The 18400-nt window shown below is 65.5% G+C and carries 24 protein-coding genes; 16 read left to right on the top strand and 8 right to left on the bottom strand.

What is annotated here, in order from left to right:
* Nucleotides 1-7 precede the first annotated feature (7 nt).
* Nucleotides 8-1153: an acyl-CoA dehydrogenase family protein gene (locus ACU0AG_RS11395; RefSeq protein WP_482782403.1), complete on the bottom strand. Its 1146-nt coding sequence runs from the start codon at nucleotides 1151-1153 to the stop codon at nucleotides 8-10.
* 138 nt (nucleotides 1154-1291) lie between these two features.
* On the opposite strand from ACU0AG_RS11395, the gene ACU0AG_RS11390 reads away from it, so the two are divergent.
* Nucleotides 1292-1654, top strand: a complete 363-nt coding sequence (locus ACU0AG_RS11390) for a hypothetical protein (protein WP_482782402.1) — start codon at nucleotides 1292-1294, stop codon at nucleotides 1652-1654.
* Here the strand turns inward: ACU0AG_RS11390 and ACU0AG_RS11385 are convergent.
* From ACU0AG_RS11385 to pyk, 5 genes are all read right to left on the bottom strand, one after another.
* Nucleotides 1651-2163: a DUF1254 domain-containing protein gene (locus ACU0AG_RS11385; protein WP_482782401.1), complete on the bottom strand. Its 513-nt coding sequence runs from the start codon at nucleotides 2161-2163 to the stop codon at nucleotides 1651-1653. The two genes, ACU0AG_RS11390 and ACU0AG_RS11385, sit on opposite strands and share 4 nt — an antisense overlap.
* Entirely contained in the window at nucleotides 2160-2759 is a 600-nt protein-coding gene (locus ACU0AG_RS11380) for a DUF1214 domain-containing protein (RefSeq protein ID WP_482782400.1), read from the bottom strand. Before ACU0AG_RS11380 ends, ACU0AG_RS11385 begins: the two co-directional genes overlap by 4 nt.
* Nucleotides 2759-3148 carry a RidA family protein gene (locus ACU0AG_RS11375; RefSeq protein ID WP_482782399.1) on the bottom strand — a complete coding sequence of 130 codons (390 nt, stop codon included), beginning with the start codon at nucleotides 3146-3148 and terminating at the stop codon, nucleotides 2759-2761. The genes ACU0AG_RS11380 and ACU0AG_RS11375 overlap by 1 nt, the downstream gene beginning before the upstream one ends.
* Nucleotides 3145-3444, bottom strand: a complete 300-nt coding sequence (locus tag ACU0AG_RS11370; protein ID WP_482782398.1) for an I78 family peptidase inhibitor — start codon at nucleotides 3442-3444, stop codon at nucleotides 3145-3147. Before ACU0AG_RS11370 ends, ACU0AG_RS11375 begins: the two co-directional genes overlap by 4 nt.
* Nucleotides 3445-3540: 96 nt before the next feature.
* Nucleotides 3541-5013: a pyruvate kinase gene (pyk, locus tag ACU0AG_RS11365; protein WP_482782397.1), complete on the bottom strand. Its 1473-nt coding sequence runs from the start codon at nucleotides 5011-5013 to the stop codon at nucleotides 3541-3543.
* A 65-nt stretch (nucleotides 5014-5078) separates the two neighbouring features.
* Between pyk and ACU0AG_RS11360 the strand changes: the two genes are divergently transcribed.
* The 3 genes from ACU0AG_RS11360 (at nucleotide 5079) to ACU0AG_RS11350 (ending at nucleotide 6130) form a co-directional block, all read left to right on the top strand.
* Nucleotides 5079-5390, top strand: coding sequence for a DUF1244 domain-containing protein (locus ACU0AG_RS11360; RefSeq protein ID WP_482782396.1), 312 nt, complete (start codon nucleotides 5079-5081; stop codon nucleotides 5388-5390).
* Between the two features lie 81 nt (nucleotides 5391-5471).
* Complete coding sequence (locus tag ACU0AG_RS11355) at nucleotides 5472-5708, top strand: DUF2312 domain-containing protein (protein ID WP_086606733.1); 237 nt, start codon at nucleotides 5472-5474, stop codon at nucleotides 5706-5708.
* A 74-nt stretch (nucleotides 5709-5782) separates the two neighbouring features.
* Nucleotides 5783-6130, top strand: coding sequence for a heavy metal-binding domain-containing protein (locus ACU0AG_RS11350; RefSeq protein ID WP_482782395.1), 348 nt, complete (start codon nucleotides 5783-5785; stop codon nucleotides 6128-6130).
* A 67-nt stretch (nucleotides 6131-6197) separates the two neighbouring features.
* Here ACU0AG_RS11350 and ACU0AG_RS11345 read toward each other — a convergent pair whose 3' ends face one another.
* Nucleotides 6198-6953 carry a CPBP family glutamic-type intramembrane protease gene (locus tag ACU0AG_RS11345; RefSeq protein ID WP_482782394.1) on the bottom strand — a complete coding sequence of 252 codons (756 nt, stop codon included), beginning with the start codon at nucleotides 6951-6953 and terminating at the stop codon, nucleotides 6198-6200.
* A gap of 29 nt (nucleotides 6954-6982) precedes the next feature.
* On the opposite strand from ACU0AG_RS11345, the gene ACU0AG_RS11340 reads away from it, so the two are divergent.
* From ACU0AG_RS11340 to ACU0AG_RS11315, 6 genes are all read left to right on the top strand, one after another.
* Nucleotides 6983-7726: a YebC/PmpR family DNA-binding transcriptional regulator gene (locus tag ACU0AG_RS11340; RefSeq protein WP_482782393.1), complete on the top strand. Its 744-nt coding sequence runs from the start codon at nucleotides 6983-6985 to the stop codon at nucleotides 7724-7726.
* Entirely contained in the window at nucleotides 7723-8196 is a 474-nt protein-coding gene (gene ruvC / locus ACU0AG_RS11335; RefSeq protein WP_482782452.1) for a crossover junction endodeoxyribonuclease RuvC, read from the top strand. The genes ACU0AG_RS11340 and ruvC overlap by 4 nt, the downstream gene beginning before the upstream one ends.
* Nucleotides 8197-8334: 138 nt before the next feature.
* Entirely contained in the window at nucleotides 8335-8682 is a 348-nt protein-coding gene (locus ACU0AG_RS11330; RefSeq protein WP_482782392.1) for an arsenate reductase, read from the top strand.
* Between the two features lie 17 nt (nucleotides 8683-8699).
* Nucleotides 8700-9275, top strand: a complete 576-nt coding sequence (gene pnuC / locus ACU0AG_RS11325) for a nicotinamide riboside transporter PnuC (RefSeq protein ID WP_482782391.1) — start codon at nucleotides 8700-8702, stop codon at nucleotides 9273-9275.
* The gene (locus tag ACU0AG_RS11320; RefSeq protein ID WP_482782390.1) at nucleotides 9272-10243 is read left to right on the top strand and encodes an AAA family ATPase; all 972 of its coding nucleotides are present in this window, start codon (nucleotides 9272-9274) and stop codon (nucleotides 10241-10243) included. Before pnuC ends, ACU0AG_RS11320 begins: the two co-directional genes overlap by 4 nt.
* Nucleotides 10236-11267, top strand: a complete 1032-nt coding sequence (locus tag ACU0AG_RS11315; protein ID WP_482782389.1) for a glycerophosphodiester phosphodiesterase family protein — start codon at nucleotides 10236-10238, stop codon at nucleotides 11265-11267. The genes ACU0AG_RS11320 and ACU0AG_RS11315 overlap by 8 nt, the downstream gene beginning before the upstream one ends.
* Here the strand turns inward: ACU0AG_RS11315 and ubiG are convergent.
* On the bottom strand, nucleotides 11264-12001 hold the full coding sequence (gene ubiG, locus ACU0AG_RS11310) for a bifunctional 2-polyprenyl-6-hydroxyphenol methylase/3-demethylubiquinol 3-O-methyltransferase UbiG (RefSeq protein WP_482782388.1): 738 nt from the start codon (nucleotides 11999-12001) through the stop codon (nucleotides 11264-11266). The genes ACU0AG_RS11315 and ubiG overlap by 4 nt on opposite strands.
* Before the next feature lie 49 nt (nucleotides 12002-12050).
* On the opposite strand from ubiG, the gene ACU0AG_RS11305 reads away from it, so the two are divergent.
* From ACU0AG_RS11305 to purU, 6 genes are all read left to right on the top strand, one after another.
* Nucleotides 12051-13322: an aspartate kinase gene (locus ACU0AG_RS11305; protein ID WP_482782387.1), complete on the top strand. Its 1272-nt coding sequence runs from the start codon at nucleotides 12051-12053 to the stop codon at nucleotides 13320-13322.
* Between the two features lie 104 nt (nucleotides 13323-13426).
* Nucleotides 13427-14098, top strand: coding sequence for a helix-turn-helix domain-containing protein (locus tag ACU0AG_RS11300; protein WP_482782386.1), 672 nt, complete (start codon nucleotides 13427-13429; stop codon nucleotides 14096-14098).
* A gap of 261 nt (nucleotides 14099-14359) precedes the next feature.
* Nucleotides 14360-15280, top strand: a complete 921-nt coding sequence (locus ACU0AG_RS11295; protein ID WP_482782385.1) for a GGDEF domain-containing protein — start codon at nucleotides 14360-14362, stop codon at nucleotides 15278-15280.
* A gap of 42 nt (nucleotides 15281-15322) precedes the next feature.
* Complete coding sequence (gene purT / locus ACU0AG_RS11290; protein WP_482782384.1) at nucleotides 15323-16507, top strand: formate-dependent phosphoribosylglycinamide formyltransferase; 1185 nt, start codon at nucleotides 15323-15325, stop codon at nucleotides 16505-16507.
* An 11-nt stretch (nucleotides 16508-16518) separates the two neighbouring features.
* On the top strand, nucleotides 16519-17532 hold the full coding sequence (locus ACU0AG_RS11285) for an NAD(P)H-dependent flavin oxidoreductase (RefSeq protein ID WP_482782383.1): 1014 nt from the start codon (nucleotides 16519-16521) through the stop codon (nucleotides 17530-17532).
* 1 nt (nucleotide 17533) lies between these two features.
* On the top strand, nucleotides 17534-18400 hold the full coding sequence (gene purU, locus ACU0AG_RS11280; protein WP_482782382.1) for a formyltetrahydrofolate deformylase: 867 nt from the start codon (nucleotides 17534-17536) through the stop codon (nucleotides 18398-18400).

The raw sequence follows: 18400 nt of genomic DNA, 5'->3' as shown, positions 1-18400 counted from the left end.
GCCGCCATCACTGGCGCAGCAGATCCCTGCCGACGACCATGCGCATGATCTGGTTGGTGCCTTCAAGGATAGAATGCACGCGCAGATCGCGCCAGAAGCGCTCGATCGGGTAATCCTGCAAATAGCCATATCCGCCGAACAATTGCAGCGCCCGGTCAACCACCGCGCTGCCATTGTCGGTGGCGAGCCGCTTGGCCATGGCCGAAAACCGCGTCTTGTCAGGCGCATTGTCGGTGACCTTGGCCGCCGCGAGATAGAGCAGCGCGCGCGCCGCTTCCAGATCGGTCGCCATGTCGGCCAGCATGAACTGGGTGTTCTGGAATTCGGCCACGGCCTGACCGAACTGCTTGCGGTCCTTGGTGTAGCGGATCGCCTCGTCGAGGCACCGCTGCGCCCCGCCGAGCGAGCAGGCACCGATATTCAGCCGCCCGCCATCCAGCCCCATCATCGCGATGCGGAAGCCCTCACCCTCGCCCCCGACGAGATTCTCCACCGGAACGCGCACGTCTTCGAGGATCAGTTGCGCGGTCGGCTGCGAATGCCAGCCGAGTTTCTTTTCCTGCGCGCCGAAGCTGACGCCGGGCATGTCCTTTTCCACCACGAGGCAGGAAATGCCCTTGGGCCCATCCTCCCCGGTGCGGACCATCACCGCATAGATTTCATTCGCACCCGCGCCCGAAATGAACTGCTTGGTGCCGTTGAGCACGTAGTGATCGCCGTCCCGCCGTGCGGTGGTCTTGAGCGCCGAGGCGTCCGAACCCGAACCCGGTTCGGTCAGGCAATAGCTGGCGATCTTTTCCATGGTGACGAGGCTGGGCAGATACTTCGCCTTGACCGCTTCGCCGCCGAAGCGGTCGATCATCCATGCGGCCATGTTGTGGATCGAGATGAAGGCGCTGGTGGAAGGGCAGCCATAGGCCATCGCCTCCATGATCAGCGCCGCTTCAAGCCGTCCGAGGCCGATCCCGCCCGATTCCTCGGACACATAGATGGCGCCAAAGCCCAGTTCCGCGCTGCGCTGGATCACATCCTTGGGAAAGATGTGCTTTTCGTCCCATTCGGCGGCGTTGGGGGTGATATTGTCGGCGGTGAACCGCTGCGCAACCTCGCGGATCGCCAGCTGGTCTTCGGTGAGTTGAAACTGTCCGTGCATGGGCAGGTGCTCTAGCCGCCTTGAGCCTTGCGGGAAAGAGCGGGCCGCAAGTGCGGCTTATGGAAAATTGCTAGGGCGGGGTGTTCAGGCCGCATACATGCTGGCACATGCTACGTAAGTCGCAGAATGAAAAGCCGAATGTCCACCCTGATCTTCGTTTACAACGCTAACGGCGGGTTGCCGAGCGCGCTTGGCGACATGGTCCACAAGCTGGTTTCGCCGGCAACCTATCCCTGCTCGCTCTGCGCGCTGACCTATGGGGCAGTGGCCAAGCGCGGGGCGTGGCGGGCCTTTCTCGACAAGGTCGGAATGCCCGCGCTGTTTCTTTATCGCGACGAATTCCGCAACGAACTCGACAGCCGGGACATCCCCCTGCCTGCCATCCTTCTGGGCGGCGAGGGTGCAGTGCCCGATGTGCTGGTGAGCGCAGCCGAGCTTGATGCGCAGCCCGATCTCGCCAGCCTGATCGCCTTGATCGAGACGCGGCTGGAAGCAGCCTAGAGCACTTCCCGGCAGGCGTCGCCCTTGCCCGCCTCTGCCGCCGCCGCAAACCGCGCCGCATCGGGGGCGAGGCGACGGATCAGGATCACGCCTTTTGCCGTCGGGCTGATAATGGCGCCATCCCGCAGCGGGCTGCCCGGAGGCAACAGGCGCACGGATACCGCCTTGCCCGCGCCGCGCAGGGTAGCGAAATTGTCGGTGCGGGCATCGAACAGCGACAGCGACTGGTAATCGGGCCATGCCGCCATATCCAGCGCCAGCCCCGCCGGCGCCTGCTCCAGATCGTAGCGGCACAGGGCATAATAGAGATCGGGCGAGGATCGCACCACGCTCTGCGTCTGCGGGGTGACACGGGCGGGCGGGGTAAAGCGGTGGAGCGCCATGCCGCGCTGCTCCAGAACATCCATGGCCCGCGACATTATCAGGGCAGGGGCGAAATGCAGCGTCAAGGCATGGCTTGCCAAGGCAGCCACCAGCAGCACGGCAACAGGCCCCACCCAACGCTTCACGATGCGCCTCCGCAACCCATCCGGGTGATGCGCGGGGGCTCCAGCGTCTCGCGGGGGGCGGAAATCAGCGCGGGATCGGGCATGTAGAGCCGTAACGTCAGATCGAATGTCCCGGCGCCCCTGCTGGAAATCCAGTGGCCCGCGCCTTCGGGGCGCAGCGGTGCGATGATCGCCTCCCACGCGCCTGCCCCTGCCTGTTCGGCATCGAGACTGAGCGCCATGTCGGTGTTGGCAGGCAGCATCGAGCGCGCATCGTAAAGCGTGACCGACCACCACCCGGCAGGCATGGCACCTCCCGACAGGCGATAACGGCAATTTTCGCTGAGGGGCGCGCCGTCATCGTCGTTCGCACGGGTGAAATAGACCGCTTCGGTACGGGCCAGCGCCAGCAGGCCATGCCGGGCAACGCGGGCGCGGGTATAGGGATCGGCGGCTTCCGATCCGATCGCAAAATCGCTGCGCCAGCCCCCGACATCGACCTTGCCGAACGCAAGCGTATCTGTGCCGGGGAGCAGTCCTGCCATGGCCAGCGCGCTCGCCACGCCGCCGCCGACACCGGCGAGGCCAGCCAGGAGATATGCCAGCGCCCGCCGCATCAGCCGCGCACCACCGCTTCGGCCTCGATCTCGACCTTCCATTCCGGGCGGCACAACCAGGCGACGCCCGCCATGGTCGCCGCCGGGCAGGCCGTGCCGAAAAAGCGCGCGTGCACCGCGCCCACCGCATCCTGATCGGCAGGGTCGGTCAGCAGCATCCGCGTGCGCACCACATCGGCAACGCTGCCACCGAGTTCCTCGATCGCGGCAACAATGATCGCACAGCACCGTTCGGCCTGCTCTGCCGCGCCGCCGCGCGTGGTCGAACCGTCCGGCTCGACCGGGCCGGTGCCGGCCACGATGATCCGGTCGCCAACGCGCACCGCGCGGGCAAAGCCGAAGGTGGTCTCGTATGGCGAACCCGATTTCGCCCGCAGCCGCTCTTTCATCCGCAGGTGATCTCGACGATTGTCATGGCTTCGTCATAGCGCACGTTCACCCGGTCCTCGCGGTAATCCATCGTCCAGGCCGAATTGGGCGGACCCCAGCGCAGGCTGCGCGCACCGCTGTCTTTCAGGATGGCCGCCCCCATGGCCTGTGTCGCATCATGGCCGACATGATATTGCGCGGCCCCGGCGTTGCAGGTCATCGGCCCGACGGCCACCGGATCCGGCGTTGTTTCTGCCCCCGTCGAGGCACAGCCTGCCAGCGTCATGGCGCAAAGAGCCGCGATTGCCTGCCTCATGCCGTCCTCCCCGATCCGTGCCGGTCATTGCCGGTGTCAGGCCCAAGGTATCAGCCGGACGCCCCGCGTCCAGCCCCCCATTTTCAGCTGTCGTGTTCAGCTGCCGTGCCGTTCGAGCTCGTCGCCCGTCACTGTCACCACATGGAGCAGGTTGGTCGCCCCCGGCGTGCCGAAGGGCACCCCGGCCAGCACGATCAGCTTCGATCCGCCTTGGGCAAAGCCATGGCGCAGCGCCATGCGGCGGCCCTTGCCGATCATTTCCTCGAAGCTGCCGATGTCCTTTGTCACCACCGCATGCGCCCCCCACAGCAGCGCCACGCGGCGCGCCGTGCGGACCGATGGGGTGAGCACCAGCATCGGCGTGGCAGGGCGTTCGCGTGCCACCCGCCTTGCGGTCGAGCCTGAGGCGGTAAACACGGTGATCGCGCTGATCGGCACCGTATCGGCGATGGTCATGCACGAATGCGCCAGCGCGTCCGACGTCGTCGCATCGGGCGGTGTGTCGAGGAAACGCACCCGCGCCTTGTAACCCTCGTCCCGCTCAACCTGCACCGCGATCCGGTCCATCATCGCGACCGATTCTTCCGGCCAGGCACCGGCCGCGCTTTCAGCGGAAAGCATCACCGCGTCCGCCCCGTCATAGACCGCATTGGCGACGTCGGAGACCTCGGCGCGGGTGGGCGAGGGGCTTTCGATCATCGATTCGAGCATCTGCGTCGCCACGATCACCGGCTTGCCCGCCCGGCGCGCCGCGTTGACGATGCGCTTTTGCAGCGGCGGCACCTCGAAGGGTTCAAGTTCCACGCCCAGATCGCCGCGGGCGACCATGATGCCATCGGCCAGTTCGATGATTTCATCGAGCCGGTGCACCGCCTGCGGCTTTTCGATCTTGGCGCAGATCGCGACATTGCGGCTGCCGATCAGCTTGCGCGCCTCGGCGATGTCCTCGGGCCGCTGCACGAACGACAGCGCAATCCAGTCCGCCCCGTGTTCGGTGGCAAAGGCCAGATCGCGGCGGTCCTTTTCGGTAAGCGCCGGGATCGGCACCTCGGCATCGGGCACGTTCACGCCCTTGCGGTCCGAAATCACCCCGCCCACCTCGGCGCTGCACAGGATGCGGTTTTCGTCCGCCTCCAGCACCTTCAGCCGGATCTTGCCGTCGTTGATCAGCAGCCGCTGGCCGCGCTCCATGATGCCGAACAGCTCGGGGTGCGGCAGACACACGCGGTTTTCATCGCCCGGCGTCTCGTCACGGTCGAGCGTGAAATGCCCCGAATGGCGGATTACCGCCTGCCCGTCTTTGAAGGCCCCCACCCGCAGCTTGGGCCCCTGCAAATCGGCGAGGATCGCAATCGGCTTGCCATATTGCTTTTCGAGCGCGCGGATCGCGGTGATCGCCGCTTCGTGATCGGCATGGGCGCCGTGGCTCATATTGAGGCGGAATGCATCCGCCCCGGCGCGCACCAGCTTCTCGAGCATCTCGGGCGAGCGGCTCGCCGGGCCGATGGTGGCGAGAATTTTGACCTTGCGGCCGCGCGGGTCGATCCTTGACTGATCGCGTCGTGACATTTCTTATGATCCCTCGTTACCGGCGCCTATGGCACAGCCGGATTTCAACTCAAGGAAAAGCCGCGATGAATAGCAATGCCGATCCGCTCGATGCTCTGGACGACGCGCAGGCCGCCGCCGCCTTCCGCCGGCTGGTGCGGCACCTGCGGCACCGCCACGATGCCCAGAACATCGATCTGATGGGGCTGGCGGGCTTCTGCCGCAATTGTCTCGCCGACTGGATCAGGGATGCAGGTTTCGACGGCGGCAGGGAGGCCGCGCGCGAGGTGATCCACGGGATGCCCGGCGCGGAATGGAAAGCGACCCGCCAGACCCCTGCCACGCCCGAGCAGCTCGCCCGGATGGAAGCGAGTATCGCGAAGAACGCACAGGAATAATTCGCAAGGGCGGTTCAATCGGCGGCTCGGGCTGGCTATCGCACCGGCCGACCGATTCTCGTTTTTCCGATGGAGACCCCCATGGCTGACGCCACCGACGACCGCCTGCGCCTGCTGATCGAGCGCATCGAACGCCTTGAGGAAGAAAAGAAGGGCATCGCCGACGACATCCGCGACGTCTACATGGAAGCCAAGGCGGTCGGCTATGACCCCAAGATCATGCGCCAGATCGTGCGCCTGCGGAAAATGAAGCCCGATGATCGCAGCGAACAGGACATGCTGCTGGAAACCTACAAGAACGCCCTCGGCATGGCGTAACCGGCGCGGGGTGTCATTGAAATTTCTCCGCGCTGTGTTATCTGCGTAAGACAGTATCATCAGGAGAGTTTCCTATGGCATCCCCGTGGAAAGACGCGCGCGGCATCATCGTCAGCACCACCCCGACGCTCGAAGGGCGTCCGATTCAGGATTACCTCGGCATCGTCACCGGCGAGGTGATCGTGGGCGCAAACCTTTTCCGCGATCTGTTCGCCAATATCCGCGACATCGTCGGCGGTCGTTCGGGCTCGTATGAACGCATCCTCGCCGATGCCCGCAAGCAGGCAATCGAGGAATTGCAGGCCGAAGCCGCAGCCCTTGGCGGCAATGCGGTGGTGGCCATCGATCTCGATTATGAGGTGATCGGCCCCAACGGATCGATGCTCATGGTCAGCGCCAGCGGCACGGCGGTGCGGGTCTGATCTTTTGGTTGTCGCATCGCTTTTGCGGAAAACCGGTGCCCACTTTTCCGCGCGATGCTTGGGCCCCTCACCACCAACCGTAATCCTCCGCCAGAAACAGCGCATTGTAGGCGGCGTGGTGGGCCATCGCCGCGCCCAGCCCAAGCCGGGTGCGGGTGTAGGCGAGCAGCAGCCCGCCAATGGTTTGCGGCAGCACCACCAGCACCCCCAGCGGATGCCCCAGCGGCTCGTAATTGCCGAGGTGGATCAGACCGAACAACAGGCTGGATCCCCAAACGAACCAGTGGAAATGGCGGGCGAACCACGCGGGAACTTCAGTGTCCCGATCCCGCGTGGCAAGCCAGTGAAGCAGCCCGGCAAAGGCCAGCGCCATGCCTGCCAGCGTCAGCGGAATCGCGTATTCCGCCGGTGCAAAGACACTGGCTGTCAGCAGGCCCATCGCCACCATACCGCAGGCACCGAATCTGAGCGCTGCCATCCGCCCGGTCAGCCAACCGCGGAACGCCAGCTCTTCCATGACCGGTGCCAGGATCAGGAAATCGAACAGATCTCCGGCCAGCGTGGTTTCATATTCCAGTGGCACCGGCAGGAACCCCGCACTGTCGTCCCAGATATGGGTCAGTTCGCTCACCAGCGTATCGACCGCCATGTCGAGCGCGAACACCACCAGCAGCGCCAGCGCCGCCGCCCTGCCCCACGCCGCCGGTTGCGGCATGAACGCGGGGCGCGCGACAAACCGCGCCACATCGACCAGCCGTTCGCGCAGGCCCATCGCACGCGGCCTTGCGTCGCCCGCGCCGTCCGGAGTAAGGGCGGCGCTCAAATCTCCAACATTACCGGTGAAGTCGTCCAATGGCAGGCCATTCCAAGTTCAAGAACATCATGCACCGCAAGGGTGCGCAGGACAAGAAACGCGCCGCGATGTTCTCCAAGCTCTCTCGCGAGATCACCGTGGCGGCCAAGATGGGCATGCCCGATCCCGACATGAACCCGCGTCTGCGGCTTGCAGTCAATGCCGCCAAGGCGCAGTCGATGCCGAAGGACAATATCCAGCGCGCGATCGACAAGGCCTCGCAGGCCGGCGGCGAAGACTATATCGAGATGCGCTACGAAGGGTATGGCCCGGGCGGCGTCGCGCTGATCGTCGAGGCGCTGACTGACAACCGTAACCGCACCGCCACCAATGTCCGCACCGCCTTCAGCAAGAATGGCGGCAATCTCGGCAGCGAAGGCAGCGTGTCGCACGGCTTTGAGCGCCGCGGCCTGATCGAATACGGCGCCAGCGTGGGCGACGAGGAAAAGGTGCTCGAAGCCGCGATCGAGGCGGGCGCGGATGATGTCGAATCCTCCGAAGACGGCCACACCATCTGGACCGCCGCCGACGCGCTGCATGGCGTGGCGGGCGAGCTCGAAAAGGTGCTCGGCCCGGCGGACAATGTGAAGCTGGCCTGGAAGCCGGTGCTGACGGTCGACGTCAACGAGGAAGTTGCGGGCACGCTGATGAAGCTGATCGACACGCTCGATGATGACGACGATGTGCAGACCGTTTGGGGGAACTACGAAATCTCCGACGCGGTTATGGAGAAGCTGGGCTGATCATCCTCGGCCTTGACCCCTCGCTGTCGTCGACAGGCTGGGGCGTGATCCGGGCCGAGGGGGCGAGGATCAGCCACATCGCCAACGGCCAGATCAAGACCGACGCGCAAGCGCCGATGGCCGAGCGGCTGGCGGCCTTGCAGGCGGGGCTGGCTGCGGTGATCGCCGAGCACCGGCCCCGCCGCGCAGCGGCGGAGGAAATCTTCGTCAACAAGAACCCGCAATCCACGCTCAAGCTGGCACAGGCCCGCGGCGCAGTGCTGGCCGCTTGCGGGGCGGCAGGGCTGACGGTCAACGAACACGCGGCGCGGCTCGTCAAGAAGGCGCTTACCGGCACCGGCGCGGCAGAAAAGGTGCAGGTCGCCGCGATGGTCAAGGTGCTGCTGCCGGGCGTGCCCATTGCCGGAAGCGACGCCGCCGATGCGCTCGCCGTGGCGATTGCCGATGCACATCTGACGCCGCGCTCTTGACCCTCCGCTTCGTCATTGCGAGGAGCACTAACGATGAAGCAATCCATGGACTGACCTCCCGGATTGCGCTTCACAGCAATGTCAGGCCATGGATTGCCGCGCAGCCTGCGGCTGCTCGCAATGACGAGGAAAGCTAAAGTGATCCACCTCTACGGCATCCCCAATTGCGACACGGTCAAGAAGTCCCGCGTTTGGCTCGATACGCAGGGCAGGGACTACACCTTCCATGACTACAAGAACGAAGGCGCCGATCCCGAAAAGATCGCCGCGTGGATCGCTGCTGCGGGGCTCGACACCGTGCTGAACCGCAAGGGCACGACCTACCGCGCTCTGTCCGATGAGGACAAGGCACGCGCTGCCAGCGCCGAAACCGCACCCGCCCTGCTCGCTGCCAACCCCTCGGTCATCAAGCGCCCCATCGCCGAGCACGCGGGCGGCATTCTGGTCGGTTTCAAGGCCGACGAATGGTCCGCCGCGCTCGGCTGACCCACCGATCCGCAAGAATGAACCCGCTGGAAATCATCGCCGTTGTGCTGGGCGTGGCCAATATCGCGCTGCTGGTGCGGCGTTCGATCTGGAACTACCCCTTCGGCATGGCAATGGTGGCGCTTTACTTCGTCATCTTCCGCGATGCGCGGCTCTATGGCGAAGCGGCGTTGCAGGTGTTTTTCTTTGTCGTGCAAGGCTGGGGCTGGTGGCTCTGGGCGCGCGCGGGAGGCCTTACCCAGACGGTGCGGGTTGAATGGATGGGCGCAAGGGCGCGGGCCGCCGCGCTGGCGCTGGTCGCGGGATCGAGCCTCACCATCGGCTGGGCGATGGCACGCTTTACCGATGCCGCGCTGCCCTTCGCCGATGCCGCCATCGCAGGGGGCAGCGTGGTCGCGCAGGTGCTGCTGGCGATGCGGCGGGTGGAAAACTGGGCGCTGTGGATCGCGATCGATGTGCTGTCGATCGGGGTTTACCTGAACCGCGAGCTTTATCTGACGGCGGGGCTGTATGTGGTCTTCCTCGGCTTTGCGACGGCAGGGCTGGTCGCCTGGGCAAAAGCAGCGCGGACAGGCGAGGCGGTGGAGGCATGAAGCGGGGTTTTCTGCTCGGCAAGTTCATGCCGCCCCATGCCGGACACCTCGCCCTGATCCGCGCTGCCCGCGCTTTGGTGGACGAGTTGACGGTGCTGGTGTGCTGGCTGCCCGATGATCCCGTTGCGGGAGAGACCCGGCTGGCGTGGATGCGCGAGCTTGCGCTCGATTGCCGGGTGGTGGGCCATGGTGAAGTCGTGCCGCAGGCTCCGGAGGACTCCCTCGATTTCTGGCCGGTCTGGCGCGGCATCGTGGCGCAGGCGCACCCCGAACCGGTCGACTATCTGTTTGCAGGCGAGGATTACGGCGCGGAGCTGGCGCGGCAGGTCGGCGGGCTTTACGTCCCGCTTGGCGGGCGCGTGCTGGGGCTGGCCGACGATCCGCTTTCCGGCCTCTCCGCCAGCGCCGTGCGCGCCGATCCGGCGGGGCACTGGGCGTTTCTGCCAAGGCCGGTGCAGGCGCATTACCGCCGCACCATCTGCCTGCACGGGGCGGAAAGCACCGGCAAGACCACGCTCGCCGCCGCGCTGGCGCGCGAGACCGGGGCGATCACGGTCGGCGAATATGGCCGCAGCCATTGCGAGGCGCACCGCGGGCCGCTGTCGCTCGATGATCTGCTGCTGATCGGCCGCGCACAACAGGCGATGATCGCCGCCGCTGCCGAATGGGCCGGGCCGCTGCTGCTGGCCGATACCGATGCCCTGATGACGGCAGCCTGGTGCGAAATGCTGCTGGGCGAGCGTCCGGCAGAACTGATGCTGGCGCCGAAGGCCGATCTCTACCTGCTGCTTGAACCCGATCTGCCGTGGGTGGATGACGGCACCCGCTTTTTCAGCGACCCGGCCGACCGTCACAGGTTTGCAAGGATCGTGGCGCAGGTGCTGGAAGATGCCGGCGTGCCGTTCGTCCGGATTGCAGGACACGGGCCTGACCGGCTGGCCGCAGCTTTGGGAGCCATCAATGACTAAGCCGCGCCTGATCCTTGCCGCCCTGCTGGCCGCGGCCTCTCCGGCGGCGGCGCAGGGGAACGATATGCTGATCATCGCCCACCGCGGCGCCAGTGCCGAGCGGCCCGAACACACGCTTGCCGCCTATGAACTGGCGATCGATCAGGGCGCCGACTACATCGAGCCCGACCTGGTCGCCACGAAGGATCTGGTGCTCGTGTCGCGCCACGAAAACGAGCTTTCGGGCACCACCGATGTCGCCACCCGCGAGGAGTTCGAGGACCGGCGGCGCGAAAAGACCATTGATGGCCAGCGGGTGGCCGGCTGGTTTGCCGAAGATTTCACCCTTGCCGAACTGCGCACGCTGCGCGCGAAGGAGCGCATTCCTTCGCTCAGGCCTGCCAATGCGCGGTTTGACGGGCTGTATCAGGTGCCGACGCTGGCCGAAATCGTGAAGCTGGTGCGCGCCAAGGAAGCAGTAACTGGCCGGCGCATCGGCCTTTACCCCGAATTGAAGCACCCCGAATTCTTGCTCCAGAACGCCGGGATCGATATGGTCGACCTGCTGCTGCGCGAATTGCGGCAGCTGGGGATCACCCCCGCCGATCCGGTGTTCATCCAAAGCTTCGAGATCGCACCCTTGCAGCGCCTGAAGCAGCGCGGCGGCGGGTTCAAACTGGTCCAGCTGGTCGCACCCATCGGCGGCCCGGCGGACGAGCCCGCGATGCGCTATGCCGAGATGGTGGCGCCCACGGGCCTTGCCGAGGTGGCGAAATATGCCGATGCGGTTGGTGCGCATATCGGCCTGATCCTGACGCCGGAGGGCGCGCCGACGCCGCTGGTTGCCGACGCGAAGGCTGCAGGTCTGGCGGTGCATGCGTGGACCGTGCGGCCGGAGAACGACTTCCTGCCGGCAGCGCTCCGGACAGGCGATGACCCCAAGGGCCGGGGCTGCGGCGATGTGAAGCTGGCGGCGATGCTGAAGGCGGCGGGCGTTGCGGGCGTATTCAGCGACGGGCCGCTGAAGGGGCGCAGCTGTCCTTAAGCCCGCCGCGCGCTCAGAATGTAATTCAGCGACATATCCTCGGACAGGTGCAACCCCTTGCCGGGTCGCCATGCGATCCCGCGCTTCGCCGTGACCGTCAGTCCGACGTCAGCCAACAGCGCCTCCAGTTCATCAGGGGTAATGAAATCCTCCCAGTGGTGGGTGCCCTTGGGGACATAGCCGACCGCCTCCGCCGCGCCGACCAGCAGCACGCGGCTGGCTGCCGTACGGTTCGGGGTGGACATCACCAGCAGGCCATCGGGCGCAAGCCGCGCCGCGACATCGCGCAGGAACGCGGGCTTGTCGGCCACATGCTCGATCACCTCGACGCTGGTGACCAGATCGAAAGTGCTGATATCTAGCGCCCCGACCTCGCCCGCCATATAACGGATATCCAGCCCGACGCCTTCGGCATGGGCGCTGGCCGCAGCGACATTCTCGGCCGCTGCGTCAACGCCGGTCACGCTCGCTCCCAGCCGTGCCAGCGGCTCGCACACCAGACCCGCCCCGCATCCGATATCAAGCGCAGCCTTGCCCGACAGCGGCTTGGCCGAAGCGCGGGCGTCGGACCAATGCGCGTCGATCGCGTCCCGGATAAACGACAGCCGCACCGGGTTCACCTGATGCAGGGAAGCCATTGGTCCCCTGGGATTCCACCAGTCCCGCGCAAGGTTTGCGAAGAAATCGGCTTCCTCGGGACGGATAGTTACATTCGATACGTTTGCGTTTCCCATCATCCCCCCTTAACAGCGCGCGCGAACACTCACCAGCGGGAGCTTCCTCTTGGCGCGTATCGTGATGAAATTCGGCGGCACCTCGATGGCCGGGACGGAGCGCATCCGCCGCGTCGCCAATATTGTGCGCGCACAGGCCGCCCGCGGCGATCAGGTCGCCGTGGTGGTCAGCGCCATGGCGGGCGAGACCGACCGGCTCGTGAACTTCTGCCGAGAAGCCAACCCGCTCTATGACCCGGCGGAATATGATGTCGTGGTGGCGAGCGGCGAACAGGTGACCAGCGGCCTTCTCGCGCTGACGTTGCAGGCTCTGGGCTGCAAGGCGCGCAGCTGGCTTGGCTGGCAGTTGCCGATTCACACGATCGAAGCCCACGCCAAGGCACGGGTCGAATCGATCGATGCGGAACAGCTGATCGCCTCGATGGAAGCGGGCGAGATTGCGGTGATCCCGGGCTTTCAGGGGCTTTCGGAAGACAATCGCGTCACCACCCTGGGCCGCGGCGGATCGGATACTTCGGCGGTTGCGGTCGCGGCGGCGATCAAGGCCGACCGCTGCGACATCTACACCGATGTCGACGGCGTTTACACCACCGACCCGCGCATTGTGGCCAAGGCGCGCAAGCAGAAGGCGGTGACTTACGAAGAAATGCTCGAACTCGCCTCGGTCGGGGCGAAAGTGCTCCAGACCCGCTCGGTCGGCCTTGCCATGAAGGAAAAGGTGCGGGTGCAGGTGCTTTCGAGCTTCATCGGCGAAGGCGCACCGCCAGCCGATGATCTGCCCGGGACAATGATCGTCTCGGACGAGGAAATGGACGAATTGGTGGAGAAGGGCCTGATGGAACGCCAGCTTGTAACCGGCATCGCGCATGACAAGAACGAGGCCAAGGTGATCCTCACCCGCGTGCCCGATCGTCCGGGCGCGGTGGCAAACATCTTCGAACCGCTCGCCGCGGCCTCGATCAACGTCGACATGATTATCCAGAACGTCGGCCGCGACAAGGGCGAGACCGACGTGACCTTCACCGTGCCACAATCCGATCTCGCCCGCGCCCAGGCGCTGCTGGAAGACCGGCGCGATGCCATCGGCTTCAACCGCATCATCACCGACAGCAAGATCGCCAAGATCAGCGTCGTCGGCGTGGGCATGAAGAGCCACGCGGGCGTTGCCAGCACGATGTTCCGTGCCCTGTCCGATCGCGGCATCAACATCCAGGCGATCAGCACTTCGGAAATCAAGATCAGCGTGATGATCGACGAGGATGAGACCGAACTCGCCGTGCGCGTGCTGCACACAGCCTACGGCCTCGATGCGGTTAGCTGACAGGTAGCCCGCTTCATCGAAGTTAACCATATCCGGTGACCGGCCCTTAACTTTCGGGGCCGGACTGTGCCCGCTCTCACACCCGCGAGCGAAAGGCACATCCCATGGCTATCAAGGCCCACCTCGGCACACCGGCTGCAACCGACACCCAGCGCGCCAGCCCCCGCCGCGCGCTGCGGCTTGAAGCGAGCGGCCTTGCCCCCGATGGTGTCGAAGCCAATGTCGTGATCCACAACATCTCGGCTGCGGGATTGCTGCTGGAAACGGCGCTGGAACTTGCCACCGGCGAGGAACTGGCGCTCGACCTGCCCGAGGCCGGAATCGTCAGCGCGGTGATCGTCTGGCGTAGCGAGCGGCTTTATGGCTGCGCCTTCGAACAGGCGCTCGGCCCGGCAGCGCTGGCAGCCGCGCAATTGCAGGGACTGGCCCCCGGAACGCCTCCCGGGCAGATGCAGCGCAGCCCGGTTACAGCGGGCGAACCCTTCGGCCACAGGATCAACCGCTTGCGCCGCGAGGCCGGCCTGACCCTGGCCGACATCGCCGCCGCGCTCGGCGTAAGCAAGCCAACCGTGTGGGCATGGGAGAAAGGCAAGGCCCGCCCCCTGCCCGAACGGATCGACGCGATTGCCGAAGCTCTGGGCGTTGACCGGGAGGCCCTTGCCGACCCGCACGGCACTGACCCGGAAATCGGCGCGCTGGTTGCCGAGTGCCGCCAGCGCATCGCCGACGCTTTCGGAACTGCGGTCAGCAATGTCCGGATCATGATCGAACTGTAGAGAAAATCACCCACAGCTTATCGATAAAAGACACCAGAATCGCGACAAAGCGACAGGAAACGCTGGTCGAACCGAAAAACATGGTAAACGAAGTCAGAATGTGATTCGTTTTTTAGCCATGTTAACTTAAAGACTAACGAGGAAATTCAAAGAGGCCTAGCTGATAAATAATATTACTGATGTTCAGCTAAGTTACTGTTCGACTTTCCGGCTAACAACGATGTCACGTTTCCTGTTTTGGGCAGCTGGGGCATTGCGTGGATGGAAACGGGGTTCAGTGAAGTCGAGGGGCGGGTGTTGCATGGTTTGTTGCAGGAATCTTCGGGAGACATAGTCGTCCGGCTCGATCGCAAGGGGTTCATCATCCACGCATCGGCCAATATCGCCGAACTGGGACTGGATATCTCCTCGGCGCTGCTGATGCCGCACATCACTGATCTGGCAGGACGCCATCACGCTGCTTCTGTCGGCGAACATGTCACCACCGCCCTGTCAGGCCATGCGCAACGGGGCTGGATCGAGTTTCCGGTCGTCGCCTGCCCGGACCATGGCACCTGCCACGAGGCGCGGTGCCAGCGTTGGTACGCCTTGAGCATAAGGCCCGTCTTCGACCCCGGCGGCAGTGTCGAAGGCGCGCTCGCGCTGCTGCGATCAGTGCAACAGGTGCGCAGCCTGGAGGGAGAATTGCACGCCCGTGCGGTCACCGATCCGCTCACCGGGCTTGCCAACCGGCAGGCGTTCTGCGCCAGCCTCAGGCGCCATCTGTCGCAGGGCGGCGGGCAGATGGTGGCGGTGCTCGCGGTCGACGGGATGCGCGCGCTGCTGCTGCGCTATGGCCAGCGGACGGCGGACGAGGTGCTGTGGGGCTTTGCCCGGTTCATAGAGACAATGGCCCTGCCCGGACACGAAGTCGCGCAGCTTGATGGCGAGCGCTTCGGCGTGCTGCTGCCCGATATGACGACCCGCATGGCCCGCGAATGGGCCGAGGATGCCGTGCGGACCTTCTCCTCGCTGGCAGCCCCTGCCTCGGCCAAGTCGCCGCAGCTTTCCGCGAGCGGGGGGCTGGCACGGGTCGCATGCACGGTGGACTGGACGTTGCGCGAAGCCGAACTCGGCCTTGTGTTGGCGCGGGCAGGCGGTGGGCGGCAGGTGGTGGTTTCAACCCAGCGGCGCGCAGCGTGAAGCCTTGCTAGACTTGCGCGCCGACCCCGCTAAACCGCCTGCATGAGCCACATTGCCACCATCCTGCTGCTCGGTTCGGGCGAGCTGGGCCGCGAATTCGTCATTTCCGCCAAGCGTCTCGGGGCGCGGGTGATTGCCTGCGACAGCTATGACAACGCTCCTGCAATGCAGGTGGCGGATGCGCGCGAGGTGTTCTCCATGCTCGATGGCGCGGCGCTGAGGGCGGCGGCGGAGAAGCACCGGCCCGATCTGATCGTCCCCGAGATCGAGGCGATCCGCACCGAGATGCTGGCGGAACTCGAAAGCGAGGGCTGCACCATCGTCCCCTCGGCCCGTGCCGCGCAATTGACCATGAACCGCGATGCGATCCGCGATCTGGCGACGGGCGAGCTGGGCCTCGTGACCTCGCAATATGGCTATGCGGAGAGCTTCGCCGAGTGCGAGGCCATTGCGGCGCGCATCGGCTATCCGCTGGTGATGAAGCCGGTGATGTCCTCATCGGGCAAGGGCCAGAGCAAGGTCGATACGCCGGAGGCGCTGGAGGCGGCGTGGGAGTATGCCGTCGCCAATATGCGCGGCGACAGGGCGCGGGTAATCTGCGAACAGTTCATCGCCTTCGACTATGAAATCACGCTGCTGACCATCCGCCACAAGGGCGGCATCAGCTTCTGTCCGCCCATCGGCCACCGGCAGGAACGCGGCGATTACCGCGAAAGCTGGCAGCCCGCCGCCATGTCTCAGGCGGCGCTGGCGAGCGCGCAGGACATGGCCGCGAAGGTCGTCATGGCGCTGCAAGGCGAAGGGCGGGGCTGGGGGCTCTACGGGGTCGAGTTCTTTGTGAAGGGGGAGGAGGTGATCTTCTCCGAACTCTCCCCCCGCCCGCACGACACCGGCATGGTCACCCTCGCGAGCCAAGATCTGACCGAATTCGATCTCCATGCCCGCGCGATCATGGGCCTGCCGGTGCCGGAGAGCGTCGCCGCCCGCCCCGCCGCCTCGGCGGTGATCCTCGCCGACCGCGAGAGCGACAGCTTCGCCTTCGAGGGGATCGCCGAGGCGCTTGCGCTGGGCGACACAGATGTGCGCATCTTCGGCAAACCCGTCACCCGGCCCTGGCGCCGCATGGGCGTGGCGCTGGCCCGCGCTGGCGATGCGCCGGCTGCGGTCGATCTGGCCAAACAGGCCGCCGCCGCGGTGCGGATTGTCTATTCCTCCGGTTCCGACTAGGGCGCGCCTCCATGACCACCTATCCCCACACCGCCGCCCTGATGAAGCGCGGCACTGATTTCCTCGGCTGTGAAACCGCAATCCTGTGCGGCGCGATGAGCTGGGTGAGCGAGCGCAACCTCGTCGCTGCGATCAGCAACGCGGGCGGCTTCGGCGTGATCGCCTGCGGGGCGATGACGCCTGAACTGCTCGACACCGAAATCGCCGCGACCAAGGCGCTGACCACCAAGCCCTTCGGCGTCAACCTCATCACCATGCACCCGGCGCTGTTCGATCTGATCGCGGTGTGCCGCAAGCATGGCGTCACCCATGTGGTGCTGGCGGGCGGCATCCCTCCCAAGGGCAGTGTCGAGGCGATCAAGGCCGATGACAGCGGCATCAAGGTGATCTGCTTTGCGCCCACGCTGGCGCTGGCCAAGAAGCTGCTGCGATCGGGCGCGGATGCACTGGTGATCGAAGGCATGGAAGCGGGCGGGCATATCGGTCCGGTCTCCACCTCCGTGCTGGCGCAGGAAATCCTGCCTGAACTCGCCGCCGAACACCTGATCTTCGTCGCGGGCGGCATCGGCCGGGGCGAGGCGATCGCCTCCTACCTCGAAATGGGTGCGGCGGGCGTGCAGCTGGGCACCCGCTTCGCCTGCGCAAGCGAGAGCATCGCCCACCCCGATTTCAAGAGGGCCTTCTTCCGCGCCTCGGCCCGCGAGGCTGTCGCCAGCGTGCAGGTCGATCCACGCCTGCCGGTGATCCCCGTGCGCGCCCTGAAGAACAAGGGCACTGAGGAATTCACCGCCAAGCAGCGCGAAGTGGCGGCCCTGCTCGATGCGGGCGAGGTCGATATGGGTGAGGCCCAGCTCCAGATCGAACACTTCTGGGCCGGCGCCCTGCGCCGCGCCGTGATCGAGGGCGATGTCGAGAACGGCAGCGTCATGGCGGGCCAGTCGGTCGGCATGGTGACCAAGGAAGAGCCCGCCGCCGATATCATCGCCGAGCTGATGACGCAGTGCGAGGCGGCGTTGGCGCGGTAAGATGGCCGCACCGCTGATCCTCACCCTCGCCTGCGCGGACCGGCCCGGCATCACGGCGCGGGTCACCGGCTTCCTGTTCGAGCGCGGGTGCAACATCCTCGACGCACAGCAGTTCAATGATCGCGCCGAGGCAGGCGGCAGCGACCGCTTCTTCATGCGCGTCGTTTTCGATCCCGACGGCTCGACCGCCGAAGCGTTGCGGGCCGATTTCACCGCGCTGGCGGGCGCGTTCGGGATGGGATGGAAGATGGCGAGCGAGGATCGTCCGCGCCGCACGATCATCCTTGTCAGCAAGTTCGATCACTGCCTGGTCGATCTGCTGTATCGCTGCCGCACCGGCGAACTGCCGATCGAGGTGGTGGCGATCGTCTCCAACCACCCTCGCGAGGCGGCGATCCGCGTCGATATCGGCGATATTCCCTTCCACCACATTCCGGTGACGCCCGACACCAAGCCCGCCGCCGAAGCGCAGTTCCGCGCGCTGGCGGAAGCGACCGATGCCGAACTGATCGTGCTTGCCCGCTACATGCAGGTGTTTTCGGACAAACAGTCAGCCCATTTCGCAGGCCGCTGCATCAACATCCACCACTCGTTCCTGCCGGGGTTCAAGGGCGCCAAGCCCTATCACCAGGCGCACGCGCGCGGGGTGAAGATCATCGGTGCGACCGCACACTTCGTCACCGCAGACTTGGACGAAGGGCCGATCATCCATCAGGATGTCGAACGCATCACCCACGCCGATTCCCCTGAAGACCTCGTCCGCAAGGGCCGCGACATCGAGCGCCGCGTACTCGCCGAAGCAGTGCGCCTGTTCGCGCAGGAGCGAGTGCTGCTGAACGGCAATCGGACAGTGGTGTTCAGGGGTTGA

It is taken from the genome of Erythrobacter sp. RANMB8 (assembly GCF_056848235.1).
This window is presented reverse-complemented; position numbering and strand designations above follow the sequence as displayed.